The organism is Bradyrhizobium sp. AUGA SZCCT0182, assembly GCF_018130185.1.
Taxonomy (GTDB): Bacteria; Pseudomonadota; Alphaproteobacteria; order Rhizobiales; family Xanthobacteraceae; genus Bradyrhizobium.
On the sequence record NZ_JAFCLY010000019.1, the window covers coordinates 134731 to 153318 of the forward strand.

Consider the following 18588-nt stretch of genomic DNA (forward strand, 5'->3'; position numbering starts at 1 on the left):
GTCGGATGAGCCCTAAATCTGATCCCATGATGATATCAGCCATACATGACCAGCGCCTGGCCAAGCCGGGCCTCCAGAACGCCGCGCTGCGCGACTACGACTCCGTGCGCCGCGCCATCGCCTTCATCTCGGAACACTGGCGCGCGCAGCCGACCATCGAAGCGATGGCAGATGCCGCCTCGGTGACGCCAGATGAATTACACCTTCTGTTCCGCCGCTGGGCCGGGCTGACGCCAAAGGACTTCATGCAGGCGCTGACGCTCGATCACGCCAAGGGCCTGTTGCGCGACTCGGCCAGCGTGCTCGACGCCGCCCTCGACTCGGGCCTGTCGGGTCCGGGCCGGCTGCACGATCTGTTCGTGACGCATGAAGCGATGTCGCCGGGCGAATGGAAGAACGGCGGCGCCGGCATGACGCTGCGCTACGGTTTCCATCCCTCGCCGTTCGGCACTGCCATTGTGATCGCCAGCGGCCGCGGCCTTGCGGGGCTTGCCTTCGCCGATCCCGGCGAGGAGCCGGCATCTTTCGCCGACATGAAGCGGCGCTGGCCCAACGCTACCTATGTCGAGGATCGCGACGGCACGGCCGGTCTCGCGCAGCGCATCTTCGACACCAGGATGTGGCGGCCGGACCAGCCGCTGCGCGTGGTCCTGATCGGTACTGATTTCGAGGTGCGCGTTTGGGAAACCTTGCTGAAGATCCCGATGGGCCGCGCGGTCAGCTATTCCGACATCGCCAACAAGATCAAGAATCCAAAAGCCTCTCGCGCGGTTGGTGCTGCGGTCGGCCGCAACCCGGTGTCGTTCGTAGTGCCCTGCCATCGCGCACTCGGCAAAGGCGGCGCGCTCACCGGCTATCACTGGGGCATCACCCGCAAGCAGGCGATGCTGGGCTGGGAAGCCGGCCAGGTCGGGCTGCATTGAGATCGTTGTTCGTGGTTCGTAGGATGGGTTGAGCCCTTGCGAAACCCATCACGTTTGTCGCGCAATTGATGGGTTTCGCGAAGAGCTCAACCCATCCTACGGCCTCCCATTACCCATAGCTGATATGCCAACCTCGCAGAGCACCCGGCCGGAACACTGACGGCGCGCGTCGATTGACGATCGCGTATCGATCGCTCACAACCACGCCCGGGGTAAACAGCGAAAGGCCCGTCGATGCAGAAACGCCGCCCGGTGATGATAGCGATATTGGATGGTTGGGGTTGGCGGGAGGATCCGGCCGACAATGCTGTTCGTCAGGCCAAAACCCCGAACTTCGACCGCCTGTGGAACGCGGGTCCGCGCGCCTTCCTGAGGACATCCGGACGGGATGTCGGGCTGCCCGATGGGCAGATGGGCAATTCCGAGGTCGGGCACCTGAACATCGGCGCGGGCCGCGTGGTGATGCAGGACCTGCCGCGGATCAACGACGCCATTGCGTCCGGCGAAATCAAGTCCGCGCCGGCGCTCGGCGCCCTGGTCCAGGCGCTGAAGCAGAGCGGCGGCACCTGTCATCTGATCGGACTGGTGTCGCCGGGCGGCGTCCATTCGCATCAGGATCACGTCGCCGCACTGGCCGCGATCCTCGCTGAGCACGGCGTGCCGGCGGTCGTACACGCACTCACGGACGGACGCGATACGCCGCCGCGATCGGGAGCCGATGATTTGAAGCGGCTGGCCGCGGCGCTGCCGCCACAGGTTCCGATCGCAACCGTTGTCGGGCGATATTATGCGATGGACCGCGACAAACGCTGGGAACGCGTTGGCAAAGCCTATGACGCCATCGTCGAGGGCGAAGGTCCGCATTTTGCCGACGCACAATCGGCAATAACAGATGCCTATGCGCACGATGTCACCGACGAGTTCGTCGTACCGTCGGTGATCGGCAATTACGCCGGCATCAGGGATGGCGACGGCGTGCTGAGCTTCAACTTCCGCGCCGATCGCGTCCGCGAGATTCTTGGTGCGATGCTCGATCCGTCGTTTGACGGCTTCAAACGCAGACGCAGCGTCCGGTTCGCTGCCGCCGTTGGAATGACGCAATACAGCTCTGATCTGGACCGGCTGATGCAGAGGATATTTCCGCCGCAGGCGTTTCCAAACATCCTGGGCGAAGTCACATCAGCGGCAAACCGGACGCAATTGCGGATGGCCGAAACGGAGAAGTATCCCCACGTCACCTATTTTCTCAACGGTGGACGGGAAGAACCTTTTCCCGGCGAAGACCGCATCATGGTGCCTTCGCCCAAGGTCGCGACCTATGACCTGCAGCCGGAGATGTCGGCCGCCGAACTGACGGCGAAAGCCGTGGAGGCGATCGACGGAGGCAAGTACGATTTGATCGTGCTGAACTACGCCAATCCGGACATGGTAGGCCACTCGGGAAACCTGACGGCCGCGATCAAGGCGGTCGAAACCGTCGATACCGCGCTCGGGAAAATCTCGGAGGCGATCGAGCGATCCGGCGGCGCGCTGCTGGTGACCGCCGATCACGGCAACTGCGAAATGATGCGCGACCCTGTCACCGGCGGTCCGCATACGGCTCACACGACGAACCCGGTGCCCCTGCTGCTGCAGGGCGGCGGCGTGACCTTGGCGGAGGGCCGGCTGGCGGACATCGCGCCCACACTGCTCGACCTAATGCAGTTGCCGAAACCGGCTGACATGACCGGCATGTCGTTGCTGCGCCCGAACAAGCAAGGCTAGGGCGTGCAATCGCTTATGCGACCGTTGGCGAGCGGAGACGACCGATGGAATGCACGATCCGGCCGGCGCGTGAGGATGACGCCGACGAAATAAGCGCGGTCATTATACGCACACTGCGCGAAACCAATGCGAAGGACTATGCAGAAGAGATCATCGAGAGGATCGAGCACAGCTTTAGTCCGAGCGCCGTGCTGGAGCTGATCGGCAAGCGCACCGTCTTTGTTGCCGCGATTGATAGTCGTGTCGTTGGAACGGCAAGCCTCGATGGAAACGTGGTCCGCACCGTCTTCGTGTCCCCTGACGTTCAGGCCCGCGGTATCGGCAAGCTGCTGATGGCCGAGGTCGAGCGCACGGCACGCGAGAGAAACATCCCGACGTTGGCGGTGCCTTCTTCAATCAGCGCCGAAACGTTCTACGGGCAGCTCGGGTTCAGGGCCGTGCGCGACAGCTACTACGGTGAAGAGCGCACAATCATCATGGAGCGGTCATTGCAGGACCGTCCGTAGGTCCGGTCAGCTAATTCAAGCTACGCATTCGGGCACGTTGTCGAAGCTTCAGAAGTCCCCGAGGCCGAGCACATCGGCCATCGAATACAGGCCGGGCGTCTTGCCCTGCGCCCACAACGCCGCCTTGACCGCGCCTTGCGCAAACATGGTGCGGTCCTCGGCGCGGTGGGTCAGCTCGATGCGCTCCATCGCACCGGCGAAGATCACGCTGTGTTCGCCGGTGACGGTGCCGCCGCGTAGCGCCGCAAAACCGATATCGCCGGCCTTGCGCGCGCCGGTAATGCCGTCGCGTCCGCGCGCCGAATGCAGATGCAGGTCGACGCCGCGGCCCGCGGCGGCGGCCTCACCCAGCATCAGGGCGGTGCCCGACGGTGCATCGACCTTGGCCTTATGGTGCATCTCCAGGATCTCGATATCGAAATCGGTATCGAGCGATTGCGCGACGCGCTTCACGAGGGCCGCCAGCAGATTGACGCCGAGGCTCATATTGCCTGATTGCACGACGATGGCGCGGGACGTCACGCTCTTGATCACGGCCATGTCGGAGCTCGACAGCCCGGTGGTTCCGACCACGTGCACCAGCTTCCGCTCGGCGGCGATCGCCACATTGGCGATGGTGGCGGCGGGAACCGTGAAATCGAGAATGCCGTCGGCGTTCGCCGTGAGCGCCCAGAGATCGGCAGAGAGTTTGACGCCATTTTCGGGCAGGCCGGCGAGTATGCCGGAATCCTTGCCCAGCAGTTCCGAACCCGGCGCTTCGAGCGCACCGGCAAGAACCGCCCCTGACGTCTCCGAGATGACGCGCACCAGCGCGCGGCCCATCCGGCCGCCGGCTCCAGCTACGATCAAACGCATGTCGGCCATGGCTTCACCTCTTCAAGCCCTATAGCGGGATGGGGCCATTCCGGCAACCGATCAGGCCTCGATACCCGTCATGGCCGGGCTTGTCCCGGCCATCCACGTCTCTATTGCGCGACCAAAGCAAGACGTGGATGCCCGGGACAAGCCCGGGCATGATGAAGAAAACTAGACGCTAGGGTTGCGGGCCGTCATAGCCTTCGATCACGATCAGCTCGGCAATCGAGTGCGGCTGCCGAACTTTGATGTTGGCCTGGTATTCCGGTGAGTTATAGCAGGCCATCGCGGCGTCGTAGCTGTCGAACTCGATCACCACGTTGCGCGAGCGGCTTTGGCCCTCGACGCCGGTGAACTTGCCGCCGCGGACGACGTAGCGCCCGCCGAACTTCTTGAAGATCGCGAGATTGGCCGCCGCATAGGGCTTGTAGCCCTCGTCATTGCTGACGTCGACGCGACCGATCCAGTATCCCTTGGCCATCTTGCTCTCCCGTTTCTTGTCCTGCTGTTGACTACGCCAGTGCCTGCGCGATTTCGCTTTGAATGGCATCCGCGGCGGCTTTGGGGTCGGCGGCCTCGGTGACCGGCCGTCCCACCACCAGATAATCCGCGCCGGCGGCGATGGCGCGCGCCGGTGTCATGATGCGCTTCTGGTCGCCGGTCGCAGAGCCCGCCGGCCGGATGCCCGGCGTCACCAGGTTCATCTGGTGGCCGACGATCTTGCGCAAACTCGCCGCCTCTTCCGGCGAGCTCACCAGCCCGTCGACGCCGAGCACCTGCGCCTGCTGGGCGCGCGCCTCGACCAGATCGGAGACGTTGAGGCGATAGCCGGCGGCATGCAGATCGCCGTCGTCATAGGAGGTCAGCACGGTGACGGCGAGGATTTTCAGGCTTGAGCCCGCGCGCGCTTCGACGGCGGCTTTCATGGTCTGCGGATAGGCATGCACGGTAAGAAAAGTGGCGCCCAGTTTTGCGATGCTCTCGACACCGCGTGCAACGGTGTTGCCGATATCGTGCAGCTTGAGATCGACGAACACTTTCTTGCCCGCGCCGGACAATTGACGGACCAGCGGCAAGCCGCCGGCATAGGCGAGCTGATAGCCGATCTTGTAGAACGTCACGCTGTCGCCGAGCCGCGCCACCATCGCTTCGGCCTCGGCGACGCCGGACAGATCGAGCGCCACAATCAACCGGTCTTTCGGAGCGATACTGGCAGGCTGCATGTCACCTCACATCATGCGTTGGGAATGGTCGATCAGCTGCCGCACCAGCGCTTGCAGCGCCTCGACATCGGCAGGATGTTTCAGACGGTCCATCTCGTCATAGGCCTGGTCCGCGAACGACAACGCGAACTGGTTCGGAACCACGCTGGCGTGGCAGGCCGTCAGAATCAGGCGCAGTGCCGCCAGCGCGCGCGTGCCGCCGAGCCGTCCGCCCGAGGCCGATGCGATCGCAAACACGGCGCCGCGAAACACCTGGCCGCGGGTTTCATGCGGGTCCTGCACCCGGCTGATCCAGTCAATGGTGTTTTTCACCAGCGCCGGCACCGACGAATTATATTCCGGCGTCACGATCAGGACGCCATGATGGGCACCGATCATGCGCTTCAGATTGACAGCGTGTTTCGGCACGCCGGATTTCGCCTGCAGGTCGCCGTCATAGATCGGCAGCGGAAAATCCGACAGCGAAATACGTGTCACTTCGGCGCCGGATAGCGCGAGCTCATGGCTGGCAGCGGCCGCCAGCCGCGCATTGTGCGAGCCTGTGCGAAACGATCCCGGGATCACGAGGATTTTCAGCGCGGACATATTTTATAAATCGCGGTTCGGGCCAAACCCGCCGCGCTGACGCGCCGGGAGATATCAGCCCTTGCGATACACCCAGACCCGGGCGGGCGGAAGGTTCATCCAGATCCGCTCGGAAGCTTCTGTGGACACGCCGGGCAGCGATTTCGGGATCGGCGGCGCAACCGAATAGGTGAACTGCACGAAGGGCGCACCCGGTGCCAGCGCCGTAAAGGCGTCGCGGATCAATTTGAGGCGCGTCAGCATCGGCTTTGTGACCAGCGGCAGGCCGGAGACCACGGCCGAGGCCGGCATGTCGAGAACCTTCAACAGCGAGTCGCGAAGTTTGTAGGCGTCGCCCTGCACCACTTTGGCGTGCGGATAACGGTCGCGCAGCAGCGCGCAGAAGCCCGGATTATATTCAACCAGCACGAGACGCTTCTGATCGACGCCATGTTCGATCAGCGCATTGGTGATCGCGCCGGTGCCGGGGCCAAGTTCGACGACCGGTCCTTTCGAATCGACGTCGACATATTGCGCCATGGTGCGCGCGAGCAGCTTGCTGGACGGCATCACCGCGCCCATGTGCAGCGGCTTTTCGATCCATGAACGGAGAAAACGCACCTCGTCGTCAAGACGGAGAGGTTTCTTCAACGCACGCACGGACGATTGCAGAGGCATGTCGCTACCAGGCGGGACCGCGAACGGCGGTTATGTCAGAAAACGGTCATAAAGAGGTATAGGTCGCAGCTCTCATGGTCAAGCAAAAGGCTTACTGCGGGGCAGCGCGGCTACCGAAGAAGTCCTTGACCTTAGTAAAGAAACCCGCCGCCTCCGGCTGGGTTGCACCCGACGACAGCTTTTCGAACTCGGCCAGCAATTCCTGCTGCTTCTTGGTCAGATTTTGCGGCGTTTCGACCATCACCTGTACATACATGTCGCCGGTCTGGCGCGAACGGAGCACCGGCATGCCTTTTGATGCGATGCGGAATCGCCGGCCGGACTGTGTTCCCGACGGCACCTTCACCTTGGTCTTGCCCTTGTCGATGGTCGGCACCTCGAATTCACCGCCAAGGGCGGCCGCCACCATCGAGATCGGGACCCGGCAATGCAGGTCGGCGCCGTCGCGCTGGAAGAATTCGTGGGTCGCCAGCGACAGGAAAATATAGAGATCGCCGGGCGGTCCGCCGCGGACGCCAGCCTCGCCCTCGCCGGCGAGGCGAATGCGGGTGCCGTCTTCGACGCCTTGCGGAATGTTGACCGACAGGGTCCGGTCGCGCGTCACCCGGCCTGAGCCCGCGCAGGAGGGACAGGGGTCTTCGATCATCTGGCCGCGGCCCTGACAGCCCGGACAGGTTCGTTCCAGCGTAAAGAAGCCCTGGGCCTGCCGCACCCTTCCCTGCCCGCCGCACAGCGAACAGGTCTTCGGCTTGGTGCCGGCCTTGGCACCGGTGCCGGAACAGGATTCGCAGGTGACCGAAACCGGAATCTCGATCTGGGCGGTCTTGCCGAGGAAGGCTTCCTCCAGCGTGATTTCCATATTGTAGCGCAGGTCGGCGCCGCGCTCGCGGCCACCGCCACCGCGCCCGCGCTGTCCGGCCATGCCGAACAGATCCTCGAAAATATCCGAGAACGACGAGGCGAAGCCGGCGCCGAATCCTGGCCCGCCGCCACCCATGCCCTGCTCGAACGCCGCGTGGCCGTAGCGGTCATAGGCGGCGCGCTTGTCGCCGTCTTTCAGGACCTCATAGGCTTCGTTGATTTCCTTGAACTTCACTTCGCTGGAAGCATCGCCCGGATTCTTGTCCGGATGCCATTTCATCGCGAGCTTGCGGAACGCAGCCTTGAGCTTGCCGTCGTCCACGCTCCGTTCGACTTCCAGGGTTTCGTAATAGCAGCGCTTGGTGGACATCCGTCAGTTCCGTCCGAATTTCGTCTTCATGCCGCAAGGGTGCATTGTTGAGGATGCCGCCTCGCGCTTAACGAAAAATGACCCCCACCCATCGAGACGCCGCGCGCTCTTTGGTGTGAGGGTCATGATCGAAAGCCCGCTTATGCCGACTTCTTGTTGTTCTTGTCGTCGTCGACTTCGGTGAACTCCGCGTCGACGACGTCATCCTTGGCCGCATCCTTCTTGGCGTCGGCTTCGGCCTGCTGCTTGTACATGGCCTCGCCGAGCTTCATCGAAGCCTGCGCCAGCGTGTTGGTCTTGGCCTTGATCGCCTCGGCGTCGTCGCCCTTCAGCGCTTCCTTGAGGTCGCTGACGGCGTCCTCGATGGAACGGCGCTCGCTCTCCTCGACCTTCGAACCGTGTTCGGCCAGCGCCTTCTCGGTGGAATGCACCAGGCTGTCGGCATGGTTCTTGGCGTCGACCGCCTCGCGGCGCTTCTTGTCCTCGGCCGCATTGGCCTCGGCGTCCTTGACCATCTTCTGGATGTCGGCGTCGGACAGGCCGCCGGAGGCCTGAATCCGGATCTGCTGTTCCTTGCCGGTCGCCTTGTCCTTGGCCGAGACGTTGACGATGCCGTTGGCGTCGATGTCGAACGTCACCTCGATCTGCGGCATGCCGCGCGGCGACGGCGGAATGCCCATCAGGTCGAACTGGCCGAGCACCTTGTTGTCGGCCGCCATTTCACGCTCGCCCTGGAAGACGCGGATGGTGACGGCGTTCTGGTTGTCCTCGGCGGTCGAGAAGACCTGGCTCTTCTTGGTCGGGATCGTGGTGTTGCGATCGATGATGCGGGTGAACACGCCACCCAGCGTCTCGATGCCGAGCGACAGCGGGGTCACGTCGAGCAGCAGCACGTCCTTGACGTCGCCCTGCAGCACGCCGGCCTGGATCGCCGCACCGATGGCGACGACTTCGTCCGGGTTCACGCCCTTGTGCGGCTCCTTGCCGAACAACTGCTTCACCACTTCCTGAACCTTCGGCATGCGCGTCATGCCGCCGACCAGCACCACTTCGCCGATCTCGGCGGCGGTGAGGCCCGCATCCTTCAGCGCCTTGCGGCACGGCTCGATGGTCTTCTGGACGAGATCGTCGACCAGCGCCTCGAACTTCGAGCGGGTCAGCTTCATCGTCAGATGCTTCGGACCGGTCTGATCGGCCGTGATGAACGGCAGATTGATTTCGGTCTGCGTGGTCGAGGACAATTCGATCTTGGCCTTTTCGGCGGCCTCTTTCAGGCGCTGCAAGGCAAGCTTGTCGTTGCGCAGGTTGATGCCCTGCTCCTTCTGGAACTCATCGGCCAGATAGCTGACGAGACGCATGTCGAAGTCTTCGCCGCCGAGGAACGTATCGCCGTTGGTGGATTTCACCTCGAATACGCCGTCGCCGATTTCGAGAATCGAGACGTCGAAGGTGCCGCCGCCGAGGTCGTACACCGCAATGGTGCCGGTCTTGGTCTTGTCGAGGCCGTAGGCGAGCGCGGCCGCGGTCGGCTCGTTGATGATGCGCAGCACTTCAAGGCCGGCGATCTTGCCGGCGTCCTTGGTGGCCTGACGTTGCGCGTCGTTGAAATAGGCGGGAACCGTGATGACGGCCTGCTCGACCTTCTGGCCGAGATGGGCTTCCGCGGTCTCTTTCATCTTCTGCAGAATGAAAGCGGAGACCTGCGAGGGCGAGTAGGTCTTAGCATCGGCTTCGACCCAGGCGTCGCCGTTCGAAGCTTTCACGATCTTGTAGGGGACGAGCTTCTTGTCCTTCTCGACCATCGGGTCGTCATAGCGGCGGCCGACGAGGCGCTTGACCGCGAAGAAGGTTCGCTCGGGATTGGTCACCGCCTGACGCTTGGCAGGCTGGCCGACGAGGCGCTCGCCATCATCGCTGAAAGCGACGATCGACGGGGTCGTGCGCATGCCCTCTGCGTTCTCGATGACTTTAGCTGTCTTGCCATCCATTACGGCGACGCACGAATTGGTGGTGCCGAGATCGATCCCAATGACCTTTCCCATGGTCCTCATATCCTTCTTTTTTGCGGCAGGTTGGCTGGGCCCTGGACGGCGCACCTAACCGAACCCCCAACGATCAATTACTCGCGATATTGCGACGGTGAGCCTCATATAGGAGGGGGGGTCCTGCCCGCAAGGACCGAACGCAACCTTAGGGCCTGAAAATGCTGACGTTTGAAAGATTGTGTCAGCTCAGGGCAGGTCAAGGTTCAGGCCTTCAGCCGTGTTAACAAATCGGCAAGGAGGTGAGCGCGCACTCATCACCACGTCCGAAAATCAGCCCAGTTCATGATCGCCGCCAGCGCGGTATTTGGCCGCTGTGTGGACCTGACCGGCGGTCCGGCAGGCCGCCAAAATTGCCCGAAAACGTTTGGCTAGCCGCCATATCGCGCGAAAATTCCGGTGTTTCGGAACGCGATGAGGGAACGGGCGCCGCCCCTGCCCTGTTGCAGGGACATCAAAACCGCTAAAAGCGGGCTGACTAAACCAAGCCCTCGAACCCTTGAGGGCTGCGCTGGCCGACCATTGAACGGCCTCAATGTAAACTCGGTAGACCCTTCATGAAGCCTGTTCGATACCTCGCTGCGGTTGCCCTTACCATCGCCGCGACCTGCGCCGCGTTCGCCGCCGACCCGGTTTTTCCGCCGGGCGCGCGGGTCGGCATGACGCCGCTGGTCGGCCTGGTCAAAGCCAGATCATTTGTCGGCTTCGAGACCGAGGATCAGGGCGTCAAGGTGCTGGTGGCGGACCTGCCCGCCGAGGCCTATGGCGAGGTCGCCAATGCTTTCAAGGCAAATCCGGGCGGCACCGGCGGCATCAAGCCGGAGAGCATCGAGACGGCGGCGGGGCTCGCCTATTACACCGCCGAGAACGCCAAGGACGGCGCCACCAATGTCCGGCGCTACTCGATGATCGTGCCGGGTCCGACCTTCTCCGGCTACGTCGCCGTGCAGGTGCCGGAGAATGCCTCCCGGATCTACACCGACGACGCCATCCGCCAGATGTTCGCTTCCGCCGTGATCCGAAACGAAGTTCCGGTCGATGAGCAGCTCGGCCTGATGCCGTTCAGGATGGCCGAGCTCAGCAATTTCAAGACGGTCCGAACGCTGGCGCCGGGCGCCGCGCTGATCATTGCCGATGGCGACGAAAAAAGCGGTTTTGAAACCGCGCCCTTCATGATCGTCGGCCTGGTCGGATCGGCGCCGGCGCAGCCCGACGACCGCGGACGCTTTGCCCAGCAGATGGCGACGACGATTCCCGGCGTACGCGACGGGCGGATCACGATGTCGGAGGCGGTCCGCATCGACGGCCAGCCCGGATACGAAACCCGCATCGAAGCCACCAGCGGCAAGGACAATACGCCGGTGACGATCGTGCAATGGTTGCGGTTCGGCGGCCAGAATTCGCTGCGCATCATCGGCAGTTCGCCGCGCGACGGCTGGACCACCGCGTTCACGCGTTTCCGCGCCGTGCGAGACGGAATTCGCCCGCGCTGACGATGCCCGATAGCTCGCAAATCGAGGCCAGTGGCTATGACGAACAAAGCAATCATTGCGATTGCGGTCGCAATTTCGCTCACGGCCGGCTCATCATTCGGACAGCAAGCCGATGACGATGCAGCATTGCAGCAGTACTTGTCGGATTTTCGGGCCTGCGTCCGGTCAAATGCCGCCGAAGTCTATGCCCTCGGCATCAGGGCAACACACGATGCGGAAGAGATTTTTCGCGAGCGATGCACACCCACGCTTAATGACCTCTTCGGATCGATCAGGTTGAACGAGCCCGCTACGTCGGCAAGTCAGAAACTGAAACTGCCGGCCGGGGCTCTTCGTCCCGGAATCCTCCGCATCACGGCGCGAGAGGAATGGGCTGCTTTCCTTCATAGCGCGAGCGGCAAGTGAGGCACTTTTGGATGACAGCTCGCAAGCAACCAATTTGCGCTAGCAAGCCCTAAATTTCGGGCTTACGTTCGTATACGGATGGAACTAAGCTTCTCGCCGTCGGGTTCGCTACGTGGGAGGCGCACATGTTGAATCGCAGGCTGCTTATGACGAGTCTCGGCGCTACGACAATTGTGGCCCTTGGGCCAAGTACCTCTTTGGCCGCGTCGATCAAACCCGACAATGCGTCGGCGTTGCTGGTGATCGACGTTCAGAACTGCTTCCTGCCGGGCGGCAGCCTTGCGGTGAAAGACGGCGACCAGGTCGTTCCCGTCATCAACCGCATCGCCAAGAGCTTTGCCAACGTCGTGCTGACGCAGGACTGGCACACGTCAGGCCATGTCTCGTTCGCCACCACGCATTCCGGCAAGAAACCGTTCGAGACGATCGATCTGCCCTATGGCAAGCAGGTGCTTTGGCCCGATCACTGCGTGCAGGGCACCGAAGGCGCTGCGCTGTCAAAGGACCTTTCGATCGCCCATGCCGGACTTGTCATCCGCAAGGGCTCCAACAAGGACGTCGACAGCTATTCGGCCTTCACCGAAGCCGATGGCAAGACCACGACGGGGCTTGCCGCCTATTTGAAGGCGCGCAAGGTGGAACGCGTGTTCCTCGCCGGTCTCGCCACCGATTTTTGCGTGGCATGGAGCGCGCTCGACGCCCGCAAGGCCGGCTTTGAGACCTATGTCGTCGAAGACGCCTGCCGCGGCATCGATACCCAAGGCTCGCTCGCGAAAGCCTGGGCCGATATGGGCGAGGCCGGCGTCAAGCGCATCCAGTCCAGCGATATCGCCGCTTAAAGTAGAGCGTTCTCTCGCGAGAGAGCACAATGTCGGATTTAGGCGCACCGCTCGCGTTCGAGATGATCCGCCGCGCGCCTTCACAGCGCACGGCCGGCCTTATCACGGGAATGACGGGCTACCGCGAGCATGCGCTTGGCCGGTTTTCGCAGCGTGAAGCCGCACACCTGATTGTGCCGCTGATCATCAGCCTTGGCAGCCCGTTCCTGATCGCGCTCGGCCGGGAGCCCGATGCGGCCGACCGCCAGCCAAGCTTCGCCGCGGGCCTCTACGCCGGGCCTGTTCATATCGAGTCCGATGGCGGCGCCGAATGCGTGCAGGTGGATTTCACGCCGCTCGGCGCTTACCGCTTTTTCGGCGGCGACGTCGCAGGTCTTGCCGCGCGCATGGTCGATATCGGCGACGTGCTCAGCCACGAAGGCCGGCAATTGCGCGAGAGACTGGGCGCGACGGCTTGCTGGCAACACCGCTTCGACCTGCTCGAGGACTTCATCGCCGGCCGCGCCAATCATCTGCCGTCGCCGGAGATCGCCTTCGCCTGGCGCCGGCTGGCGCTGACCGCGGGCAGCGCGCGGATCACGGCACTGGCAGGTGAAATCGGCTGGAGCCGCAAACATCTGGTCGAGCGTTTTCGATCCGAGCTTGGCCTCGCGCCCAAATCAATCGCGCGCATGATGCGCTTTCACCGGGCCTGCCGGCTGGCACGCAGCGGGACAGCTCCCGGCTGGGCCGGGATTGCCGCCGAGAGCGGCTTTTCCGACCAGGCCCATCTGGTGCGCGAATTCGGCGAACTGGCCGGCGAGACGCCGACGGCCTGGGCACGGCGTCTGGCGCTGATCGACAGCCGGCTGACACGTCCGAACGAAGCGCTTTCCGACTGGTAACAAATCTTCAAGCCGGCGCCGCCGGCGTATCAGCATATTGACGCGGTGAAGCCGAAAGAAGGAGTTTGCCGTGACGAACAGCAATGACGCGCAGCGCATCTACCCGACAATGCGCTGCAGGGATGCCGAGGCGATGATCCGCTGGCTCAAGGATGTGCTTGGTTTCACCGAGCATGTCGTCTACCGCACGGACGGCGTGGTACAGCACGCACAACTTGCCTGCGGCGCGTCGCTTCTGATGCTCGGTCAGGCCCGTGACGATGAGTACGGCAGATTGGTTGGCGACATCTCCGGCCGCCGCACCGACGCGCTTTATGTCGCCGTCGAGGATCCCGACGCGCTGTGCGCCAAGGTGAAGGCATCAGGCGCCAAAATCGAAATGGAGCTGCACAACACCGACTACGGCAGCCGCGATTTCGCCTGCCGGGACCCGGAAGGCAATCTCTGGAGCTTTGGCACCTACTGGCCGAAGGCGAATGAGAAGCCGATGGACGCGTAGGTCGGATCGGCTCTTTCGGCTTAGATCGTGACGTCGGCGGCGGGCGCCGCCTTGGCGCCGCCTTTGGAGACGCCGACCAGCGCCGGACGCAGCACGCGCTCGCCGATCATGAAGCCGGCCTGCACCACCTGCACCACGGTGCCCGCCGGCACCGACGCGTCAGGGACTTCGTACATCGCCTGCTGGAAGTTCGGATTGAACTTCTCACCCGACGGATCGAATTTCTTGACGCCGTTTTTCTCCAGCGTGTTGAGCAGCGACCGCTCGGTCAGCTCGACGCCTTCGATGAACGCCTTCAGCGCCGGGTCGGCCGAGGCCTTCATTTCCTCAGGAACCGCATCCAGCGCGCGTTGCAGATTGTCGGCGATATCGAGAATGTCGCGCGCGAAGCCGGTGATGCCGTAGGCCCGCGCATCGGCAACTTCCTTGGCGGTGCGTTTGCGCAGGTTTTCCATCTCCGCCAGCGTGCGCAGCATCTTGTCGCGCGCTTCAGCCGCTTCCTTCGTCAACGCCTCGACCGATCCTTCTTCGGGATCATCAGGCATGATGTAGGGCTTTGAGACCACGGGCTCGCCGCTCTGGGCCGCCGCATCATCATTCGGCCGGTTGGGATCGGTCATAAGTCTGCCTTCTCAAAAGAACCGTTCGGTTAAATGGGGATTTGCTGCCCGGGATATCGTGCTTTAGCGGGCGAAAATCAAGCGTTCCATGGCGTTTTCGAGTGATGCCTGCACCGGACCTGATCCGGGGTGGGGCCCGGTTCGCGCCGGGAAAGGCGTCAAAACAACAAAGCGAAGCTTTTTTCGGGCCGGATCAGCCACCGAGCATGCGGCTGACGATGCGCGCGGCATAGTCCACCGTCGGAATCACCCTTGCATAGTTGAGCCGCGTCGGCCCGATCACGCCGAGAACCCCGACGATGCGGCCGGCGGCGTCGCTATAGGGCGCGATGATGGTGGAGGAACCGGACAGCGAGAACAGCTTGTTCTCCGATCCGATGAAGATCCGCACGCCCTCGGCGCGCTCGGCGCGACCGAGCAGATCGATGACGCCGCGCTTGGTCTCGAGATCGTCGAACAGCGACTTCACGCGCTCCAGATCTTCCAGCGCATGCAGATCCTCGAGCAGATTGGCGTGACCGCGCACGATCAATTGGCGGTCCTCGCTTTCGCCGCCGGACCAGCTCGCAATGCCGGCCGCGATGATCTTCTGCGTCAGCTGATCGAGTTCGGCGCGGCTTTGCGTCAGCGCGGTTTCGAGTTCGAGGCGCGACTCGGCAAGCGTACGGCCGCGAATGCGGGAATTGAGGAAATTGCTGGCTTCCGTCAGCGCCGACGAGGGAACGCCGGGCGGCAGGGTCAGCACGCGGTTTTCGACCTGGCCGTCCTCGCTGACCAGCACCACCAGCGCGCGTTCCGGCTCCAGCCGCACGAATTCGATGTGCTTCAGCCGCGAATTGGATTTGGCGGTCAGCACCACCGCGGCGGCACGCGTCAGGCCCGACAGCCGCGTCAGCGCTTCGCCGAGCGCCGCCTCTACCGACTGCGCGCGGCCGACGGAGGCAAGCTGGGTCTGGATCGACTGCCGTTCGTCTTCGGTGAGGTCGCCGACCTGCATCAGCGCATCGACGAAGAAGCGCAGGCCGAGTTCCGTGGGCAGCCGGCCGGCCGAGGTATGCGGCGCGTAGATCAGGCCGAGCTGTTCGAGGTCCGACATCACATTGCGAACCGAGGCCGGCGACAGCGGCATCGCGATCAGCCGCGAGATGTTGCGCGAGCCGACCGGCTCGCCGGTTGCGAGGTAACTCTCGACGATTTGACGAAAAATGTCGCGCGAGCGCTCATTGAGCTGGGCCAGCCCGGCATTCGGTGCGATCAGGCCAATTGGATCGTGGTGGGCCACAATTACTCCCTCACAGCTGCCCCTAATCTGTCTATCCGGAGGGCCGGTGACAAGCACGCATTACACCTCAAAGAGGTGGCAAAGGCCCTTGCCGCTGCCCGCTCCCCCTCCTACAAGCACCGCGAACCGCTTTTACTTGATTTTTCGGAGGATTCCCCATGCGGCCAAGCCGCCGTGCGCCCGATGAGCTGCGCCCCGTGTCGCTGGAACGCGGCGTCGTCAAATACGCCGAAGGTTCCTGCATGGTGAAATTCGGCGATACCCACGTGCTGGTCACGGCCACGCTGGAAGAACGCCTGCCGCCATGGCTCAAGGGTCAGGGCCGCGGCTGGGTCACCGCCGAATACGGCATGCTGCCCCGCGCCACGCTGGAACGCACCCGCCGCGAGGCCGCCACCGGCAAGCAGGGCGGCCGCACCGTCGAAATCCAGCGCCTGATCGGGCGCTCGCTACGCGCGGCTGTCGACCTTGAAGCGCTCGGCGAGCGTCAGATCACGGTCGATTGCGATGTGATCCAGGCCGATGGCGGCACCCGCACCGCCTCGATAACCGGCGCCTGGGTGGCGCTGGCCGACTGCATCTCGTGGATGAAGAGCCGCAACATGCTGAAAGCCAATGTGCTCCGCGACAATGTCGCGGCGATCTCCTGTGGCATCTATCAGGGCACGCCGGTGCTCGACCTCGATTATGCCGAGGATTCCGAGGCCGATACCGACGCCAATTTCGTCATGACCGGCGACGGCCGCATCATCGAGGTGCAGGGCACCGCGGAGAAAACGCCGTTCTCGCAGGACGAGTTCCTGGCGCTGATGGCGCTGGCGCGCAAGGGCGTCGCGCGTCTGGTGGACTTGCAAAAGATGGCCGTCGCGTAGTCTGATTGATCATGCACCGTCGAATCACAGGCCGCCTGGTGATCGCGACCCACAATCCCGGCAAGCTTGCCGAGATGCGCGAATTGCTGGCGCCACATGGCGTCGAGGCGATCTCCGCGGGCGAACTCGGCCTCGATGAGCCCGAGGAGACCGGCGAGACCTTTCGGGCCAATGCCGCGATCAAGGCGATCGCAGCCGCGAAAGCCGCGCAGCTTCCGGCCTTCGCCGATGATTCCGGCCTCGTGGTCGATGCGCTGGACGGCGCGCCCGGGATCTATTCGGCGCGCTGGGCCGGCAAACCTGCGGATTTTATGGCGGCGATGACGCGGGTCGAACGCCTGTTGCAGGAGCGCGGCGCCAAAACGCCTGACAAGCGCAAGGCGCATTTCGTATCGGCGTTGTGCGTCGCCTGGCCCGACGGCCACCTCGAAGAGGTCGAGGCGCGGGTCGATGGAACTTTGGTGTGGCCACCGCGCGGCACCGAGGGTTTCGGTTACGATCCGTCGTTCCTGCCCGATGGGCACGGCCGCACCTTCGGCGAGATGGCCAGCATCGAGAAGCACGGCCTGCCGCCGCTGGGGCTCGGTCTGTCGCATCGCGCCCGCGCCTTCGTCAAACTGGCGGAGATCTGCCTTGGCTAGCTTCGAGCGCCCTCAGGGCAAAGCGGCTTTCGGCGTTTATGTGCACTGGCCATTCTGCCTGTCGAAATGCCCGTATTGCGATTTCAACAGCCATGTCCGGCACGCGCCGATCGACGAGGCGCGGTTCGTCAGTGCCTTTGCGCGCGAGATTGAAACTTCCGCCGAGCGCGCGCCGGGACGGGAAGTCACCTCGATCTTTCTCGGCGGCGGCACGCCGTCGCTGATGGCGCCGCAGACCGTCGGCGCCATCCTGGATGCAATCGGCAAACACTGGCGCGTCGCTGGTGATGTCGAAGTGACGCTGGAAGCCAATCCCACCAGCGTCGAGGCGACGCGCTTCCGCGGCTACCGCGCGGCCGGCGTCAACCGGGTCTCGCTCGGCGTGCAGGCGCTGGATGATGCCTCATTGAAAGCATTGGGCCGCCTGCACAGCGCGCGCGAGGCGCTGGATGCGGTGGCGATCGCGCGGCAATCCTTCGATCGTTATTCGTTCGACCTGATCTACGCCCGCCCCGACCAGACGCCGCAGATGTGGGCCGATGAACTGAAGCTGGCGATTTCGGAAGCCGCCGAACATCTGTCGCTCTATCAGCTCACGATCGAGGAAGGCACGCCGTTCTTCGGATTGCACGCTGCAGGCAAGTTGAAGACGCCGGATGAGGCCGTCGCCCGCGCGCTCTACGACGTGACGCAGGATGTCTGCGCCGCGCAGGGTCTTCCTTCTTACGAGATTTCCAACCACGCGCGGCCGGGCGCGGAGTGCAAACATAATCTCGTCTATTGGCGCGGTGAGGAATATGCCGGCATCGGCCCCGGCGCGCATGGCCGCCTCGACATCGATGGCGAAAGACACGCGATCGCGACCGAGAAACGTCCCGAAGCCTGGCTGATGCGGGTCGAGGCCAACGGCCATGGCTTCATCACCGACGACGTTCTCAACTCGGAAGAGCGCGCCGACGAATTTTTGCTGATGGGGTTGCGGCTTGCGGAAGGCATCGATCCCAAACGCTACGCCGCGCTGTCGGGCCGCACGCTCGATCCCGGCCGGATCGCCGTGCTGCGCGAAGAAGGCGCGATCATCGTCGACGCCGATGGCCGGCTGCGGGTGACGCAGGCCGGTTTTCCGGTGCTCGATGCTGTTGTCGCGGATCTGGCTGCGTAAATTTTCCTTCCGTCGTCCCGGCCTTGAGCCGGGATCTACCGTGTTAGCTGTCAAGAGGCGTTAGCGCCTTTCCAAGGCTGTCCGGACCTGATTACGGCATTGGCG

General features: G+C 63.5%; 20 protein-coding genes. 11 read left to right on the top strand and 9 right to left on the bottom strand.

What is annotated here, in order from left to right; all coding sequences use genetic code 11:
* Nucleotides 1-26 precede the first annotated feature (26 nt).
* The 3 genes from JQ611_RS21015 to JQ611_RS21025 all read left to right on the top strand — a co-directional run bounded on the left by JQ611_RS21015 (nt 27) and on the right by JQ611_RS21025 (nt 3193).
* Nucleotides 27-923, top strand: coding sequence for a bifunctional helix-turn-helix domain-containing protein/methylated-DNA--[protein]-cysteine S-methyltransferase (locus tag JQ611_RS21015; RefSeq protein WP_212466474.1), 897 nt, complete (start codon nt 27-29; stop codon nt 921-923).
* A 234-nt stretch (nt 924-1157) separates the two neighbouring features.
* On the top strand, nt 1158-2687 hold the full coding sequence (gene gpmI, locus JQ611_RS21020) for a 2,3-bisphosphoglycerate-independent phosphoglycerate mutase (RefSeq protein ID WP_212466459.1): 1530 nt from the start codon (nt 1158-1160) through the stop codon (nt 2685-2687).
* A 44-nt stretch (nt 2688-2731) separates the two neighbouring features.
* Complete coding sequence (locus JQ611_RS21025) at nt 2732-3193, top strand: GNAT family N-acetyltransferase (RefSeq protein ID WP_212466460.1); 462 nt, start codon at nt 2732-2734, stop codon at nt 3191-3193.
* 48 nt (nt 3194-3241) lie between these two features.
* Here JQ611_RS21025 and dapB read toward each other — a convergent pair whose 3' ends face one another.
* The 7 genes from dapB to dnaK all read right to left on the bottom strand — a co-directional run bounded on the left by dapB (nt 3242) and on the right by dnaK (nt 9786).
* On the bottom strand, nt 3242-4057 hold the full coding sequence (gene dapB / locus JQ611_RS21030; RefSeq protein WP_212264116.1) for a 4-hydroxy-tetrahydrodipicolinate reductase: 816 nt from the start codon (nt 4055-4057) through the stop codon (nt 3242-3244).
* Between the two features lie 169 nt (nt 4058-4226).
* Entirely contained in the window at nt 4227-4529 is a 303-nt protein-coding gene (locus JQ611_RS21035; protein ID WP_212264117.1) for a DUF1330 domain-containing protein, read from the bottom strand.
* Nucleotides 4530-4560: 31 nt separating this feature from the next.
* Entirely contained in the window at nt 4561-5271 is a 711-nt protein-coding gene (gene pyrF, locus JQ611_RS21040; RefSeq protein ID WP_212466461.1) for an orotidine-5'-phosphate decarboxylase, read from the bottom strand.
* A 6-nt stretch (nt 5272-5277) separates the two neighbouring features.
* Entirely contained in the window at nt 5278-5856 is a 579-nt protein-coding gene (locus JQ611_RS21045) for an NADPH-dependent FMN reductase (protein WP_212466462.1), read from the bottom strand.
* 54 nt (nt 5857-5910) lie between these two features.
* Nucleotides 5911-6513, bottom strand: coding sequence for a class I SAM-dependent methyltransferase (locus JQ611_RS21050; RefSeq protein ID WP_212264120.1), 603 nt, complete (start codon nt 6511-6513; stop codon nt 5911-5913).
* 91 nt (nt 6514-6604) lie between these two features.
* Nucleotides 6605-7744, bottom strand: a complete 1140-nt coding sequence (gene dnaJ / locus JQ611_RS21055; RefSeq protein WP_212466463.1) for a molecular chaperone DnaJ — start codon at nt 7742-7744, stop codon at nt 6605-6607.
* Between the two features lie 140 nt (nt 7745-7884).
* Complete coding sequence (gene dnaK / locus JQ611_RS21060) at nt 7885-9786, bottom strand: molecular chaperone DnaK (protein ID WP_212386260.1); 1902 nt, start codon at nt 9784-9786, stop codon at nt 7885-7887.
* Nucleotides 9787-10343: 557 nt separating this feature from the next.
* Here dnaK and JQ611_RS21065 point away from each other — a divergent pair.
* From JQ611_RS21065 to JQ611_RS21085, 5 genes are all read left to right on the top strand, one after another.
* Nucleotides 10344-11279, top strand: coding sequence for a hypothetical protein (locus tag JQ611_RS21065; RefSeq protein ID WP_212466464.1), 936 nt, complete (start codon nt 10344-10346; stop codon nt 11277-11279).
* A 30-nt stretch (nt 11280-11309) separates the two neighbouring features.
* A complete protein-coding gene (locus JQ611_RS21070; protein WP_212466465.1) occupies nt 11310-11684 on the top strand; it encodes a hypothetical protein in 375 nt (124 codons plus the stop codon).
* Nucleotides 11685-11809: 125 nt separating this feature from the next.
* On the top strand, nt 11810-12523 hold the full coding sequence (gene pncA / locus JQ611_RS21075; protein WP_212466466.1) for a bifunctional nicotinamidase/pyrazinamidase: 714 nt from the start codon (nt 11810-11812) through the stop codon (nt 12521-12523).
* A 29-nt stretch (nt 12524-12552) separates the two neighbouring features.
* Nucleotides 12553-13407, top strand: a complete 855-nt coding sequence (locus tag JQ611_RS21080) for an AraC family transcriptional regulator (RefSeq protein ID WP_212264124.1) — start codon at nt 12553-12555, stop codon at nt 13405-13407.
* A 70-nt stretch (nt 13408-13477) separates the two neighbouring features.
* A complete protein-coding gene (locus JQ611_RS21085; protein ID WP_212264125.1) occupies nt 13478-13906 on the top strand; it encodes a VOC family protein in 429 nt (142 codons plus the stop codon).
* Between the two features lie 20 nt (nt 13907-13926).
* Here the strand turns inward: JQ611_RS21085 and grpE are convergent, their stop codons facing one another.
* On the bottom strand, nt 13927-14526 hold the full coding sequence (grpE, locus tag JQ611_RS21090) for a nucleotide exchange factor GrpE (RefSeq protein ID WP_212466467.1): 600 nt from the start codon (nt 14524-14526) through the stop codon (nt 13927-13929).
* A 193-nt stretch (nt 14527-14719) separates the two neighbouring features.
* Nucleotides 14720-15808, bottom strand: coding sequence for a heat-inducible transcriptional repressor HrcA (gene hrcA, locus JQ611_RS21095; RefSeq protein ID WP_192736160.1), 1089 nt, complete (start codon nt 15806-15808; stop codon nt 14720-14722).
* Nucleotides 15809-15966: 158 nt separating this feature from the next.
* On the opposite strand from hrcA, the gene rph reads away from it, so the two are divergent.
* From rph to hemW, 3 genes are read left to right on the top strand one after another with little or no spacing between them, the layout of a single operon-like run.
* On the top strand, nt 15967-16680 hold the full coding sequence (rph, locus tag JQ611_RS21100) for a ribonuclease PH (protein WP_212466468.1): 714 nt from the start codon (nt 15967-15969) through the stop codon (nt 16678-16680).
* A gap of 11 nt (nt 16681-16691) precedes the next feature.
* Nucleotides 16692-17321 carry an RdgB/HAM1 family non-canonical purine NTP pyrophosphatase gene (rdgB, locus tag JQ611_RS21105; RefSeq protein ID WP_212264127.1) on the top strand — a complete coding sequence of 210 codons (630 nt, stop codon included), beginning with the start codon at nt 16692-16694 and terminating at the stop codon, nt 17319-17321.
* Entirely contained in the window at nt 17314-18483 is a 1170-nt protein-coding gene (hemW, locus tag JQ611_RS21110; RefSeq protein WP_212466475.1) for a radical SAM family heme chaperone HemW, read from the top strand. Before rdgB ends, hemW begins: the two co-directional genes overlap by 8 nt.
* Nucleotides 18484-18588 lie beyond the last annotated feature (105 nt).

Bases quoted from the DNA above. Each gene is read 5' to 3' on its own strand.
- JQ611_RS21015 (WP_212466474.1), top strand. From the start codon at position 27: ATGATGATATCAGCCATACATGACCAGCGCCTGGCCAAGCCGGGCCTC.
- gpmI (WP_212466459.1), top strand. From the start codon at position 1,158: ATGCAGAAACGCCGCCCGGTGATGATAGCGATATTGGATGGTTGGGGT.
- JQ611_RS21025 (WP_212466460.1), top strand. From the start codon at position 2,732: ATGGAATGCACGATCCGGCCGGCGCGTGAGGATGACGCCGACGAAATA.
- dapB (WP_212264116.1), bottom strand. From the start codon at position 4,057: ATGGCCGACATGCGTTTGATCGTAGCTGGAGCCGGCGGCCGGATGGGC.
- JQ611_RS21035 (WP_212264117.1), bottom strand. From the start codon at position 4,529: ATGGCCAAGGGATACTGGATCGGTCGCGTCGACGTCAGCAATGACGAG.
- pyrF (WP_212466461.1), bottom strand. From the start codon at position 5,271: ATGCAGCCTGCCAGTATCGCTCCGAAAGACCGGTTGATTGTGGCGCTC.
- JQ611_RS21045 (WP_212466462.1), bottom strand. From the start codon at position 5,856: ATGTCCGCGCTGAAAATCCTCGTGATCCCGGGATCGTTTCGCACAGGC.
- JQ611_RS21050 (WP_212264120.1), bottom strand. From the start codon at position 6,513: ATGCCTCTGCAATCGTCCGTGCGTGCGTTGAAGAAACCTCTCCGTCTT.
- dnaJ (WP_212466463.1), bottom strand. From the start codon at position 7,744: ATGTCCACCAAGCGCTGCTATTACGAAACCCTGGAAGTCGAACGGAGC.
- dnaK (WP_212386260.1), bottom strand. From the start codon at position 9,786: ATGGGAAAGGTCATTGGGATCGATCTCGGCACCACCAATTCGTGCGTC.
- JQ611_RS21065 (WP_212466464.1), top strand. From the start codon at position 10,344: ATGAAGCCTGTTCGATACCTCGCTGCGGTTGCCCTTACCATCGCCGCG.
- pncA (WP_212466466.1), top strand. From the start codon at position 11,810: ATGTTGAATCGCAGGCTGCTTATGACGAGTCTCGGCGCTACGACAATT.
- JQ611_RS21080 (WP_212264124.1), top strand. From the start codon at position 12,553: ATGTCGGATTTAGGCGCACCGCTCGCGTTCGAGATGATCCGCCGCGCG.
- grpE (WP_212466467.1), bottom strand. From the start codon at position 14,526: ATGACCGATCCCAACCGGCCGAATGATGATGCGGCGGCCCAGAGCGGC.
- rph (WP_212466468.1), top strand. From the start codon at position 15,967: ATGCGGCCAAGCCGCCGTGCGCCCGATGAGCTGCGCCCCGTGTCGCTG.
- rdgB (WP_212264127.1), top strand. From the start codon at position 16,692: ATGCACCGTCGAATCACAGGCCGCCTGGTGATCGCGACCCACAATCCC.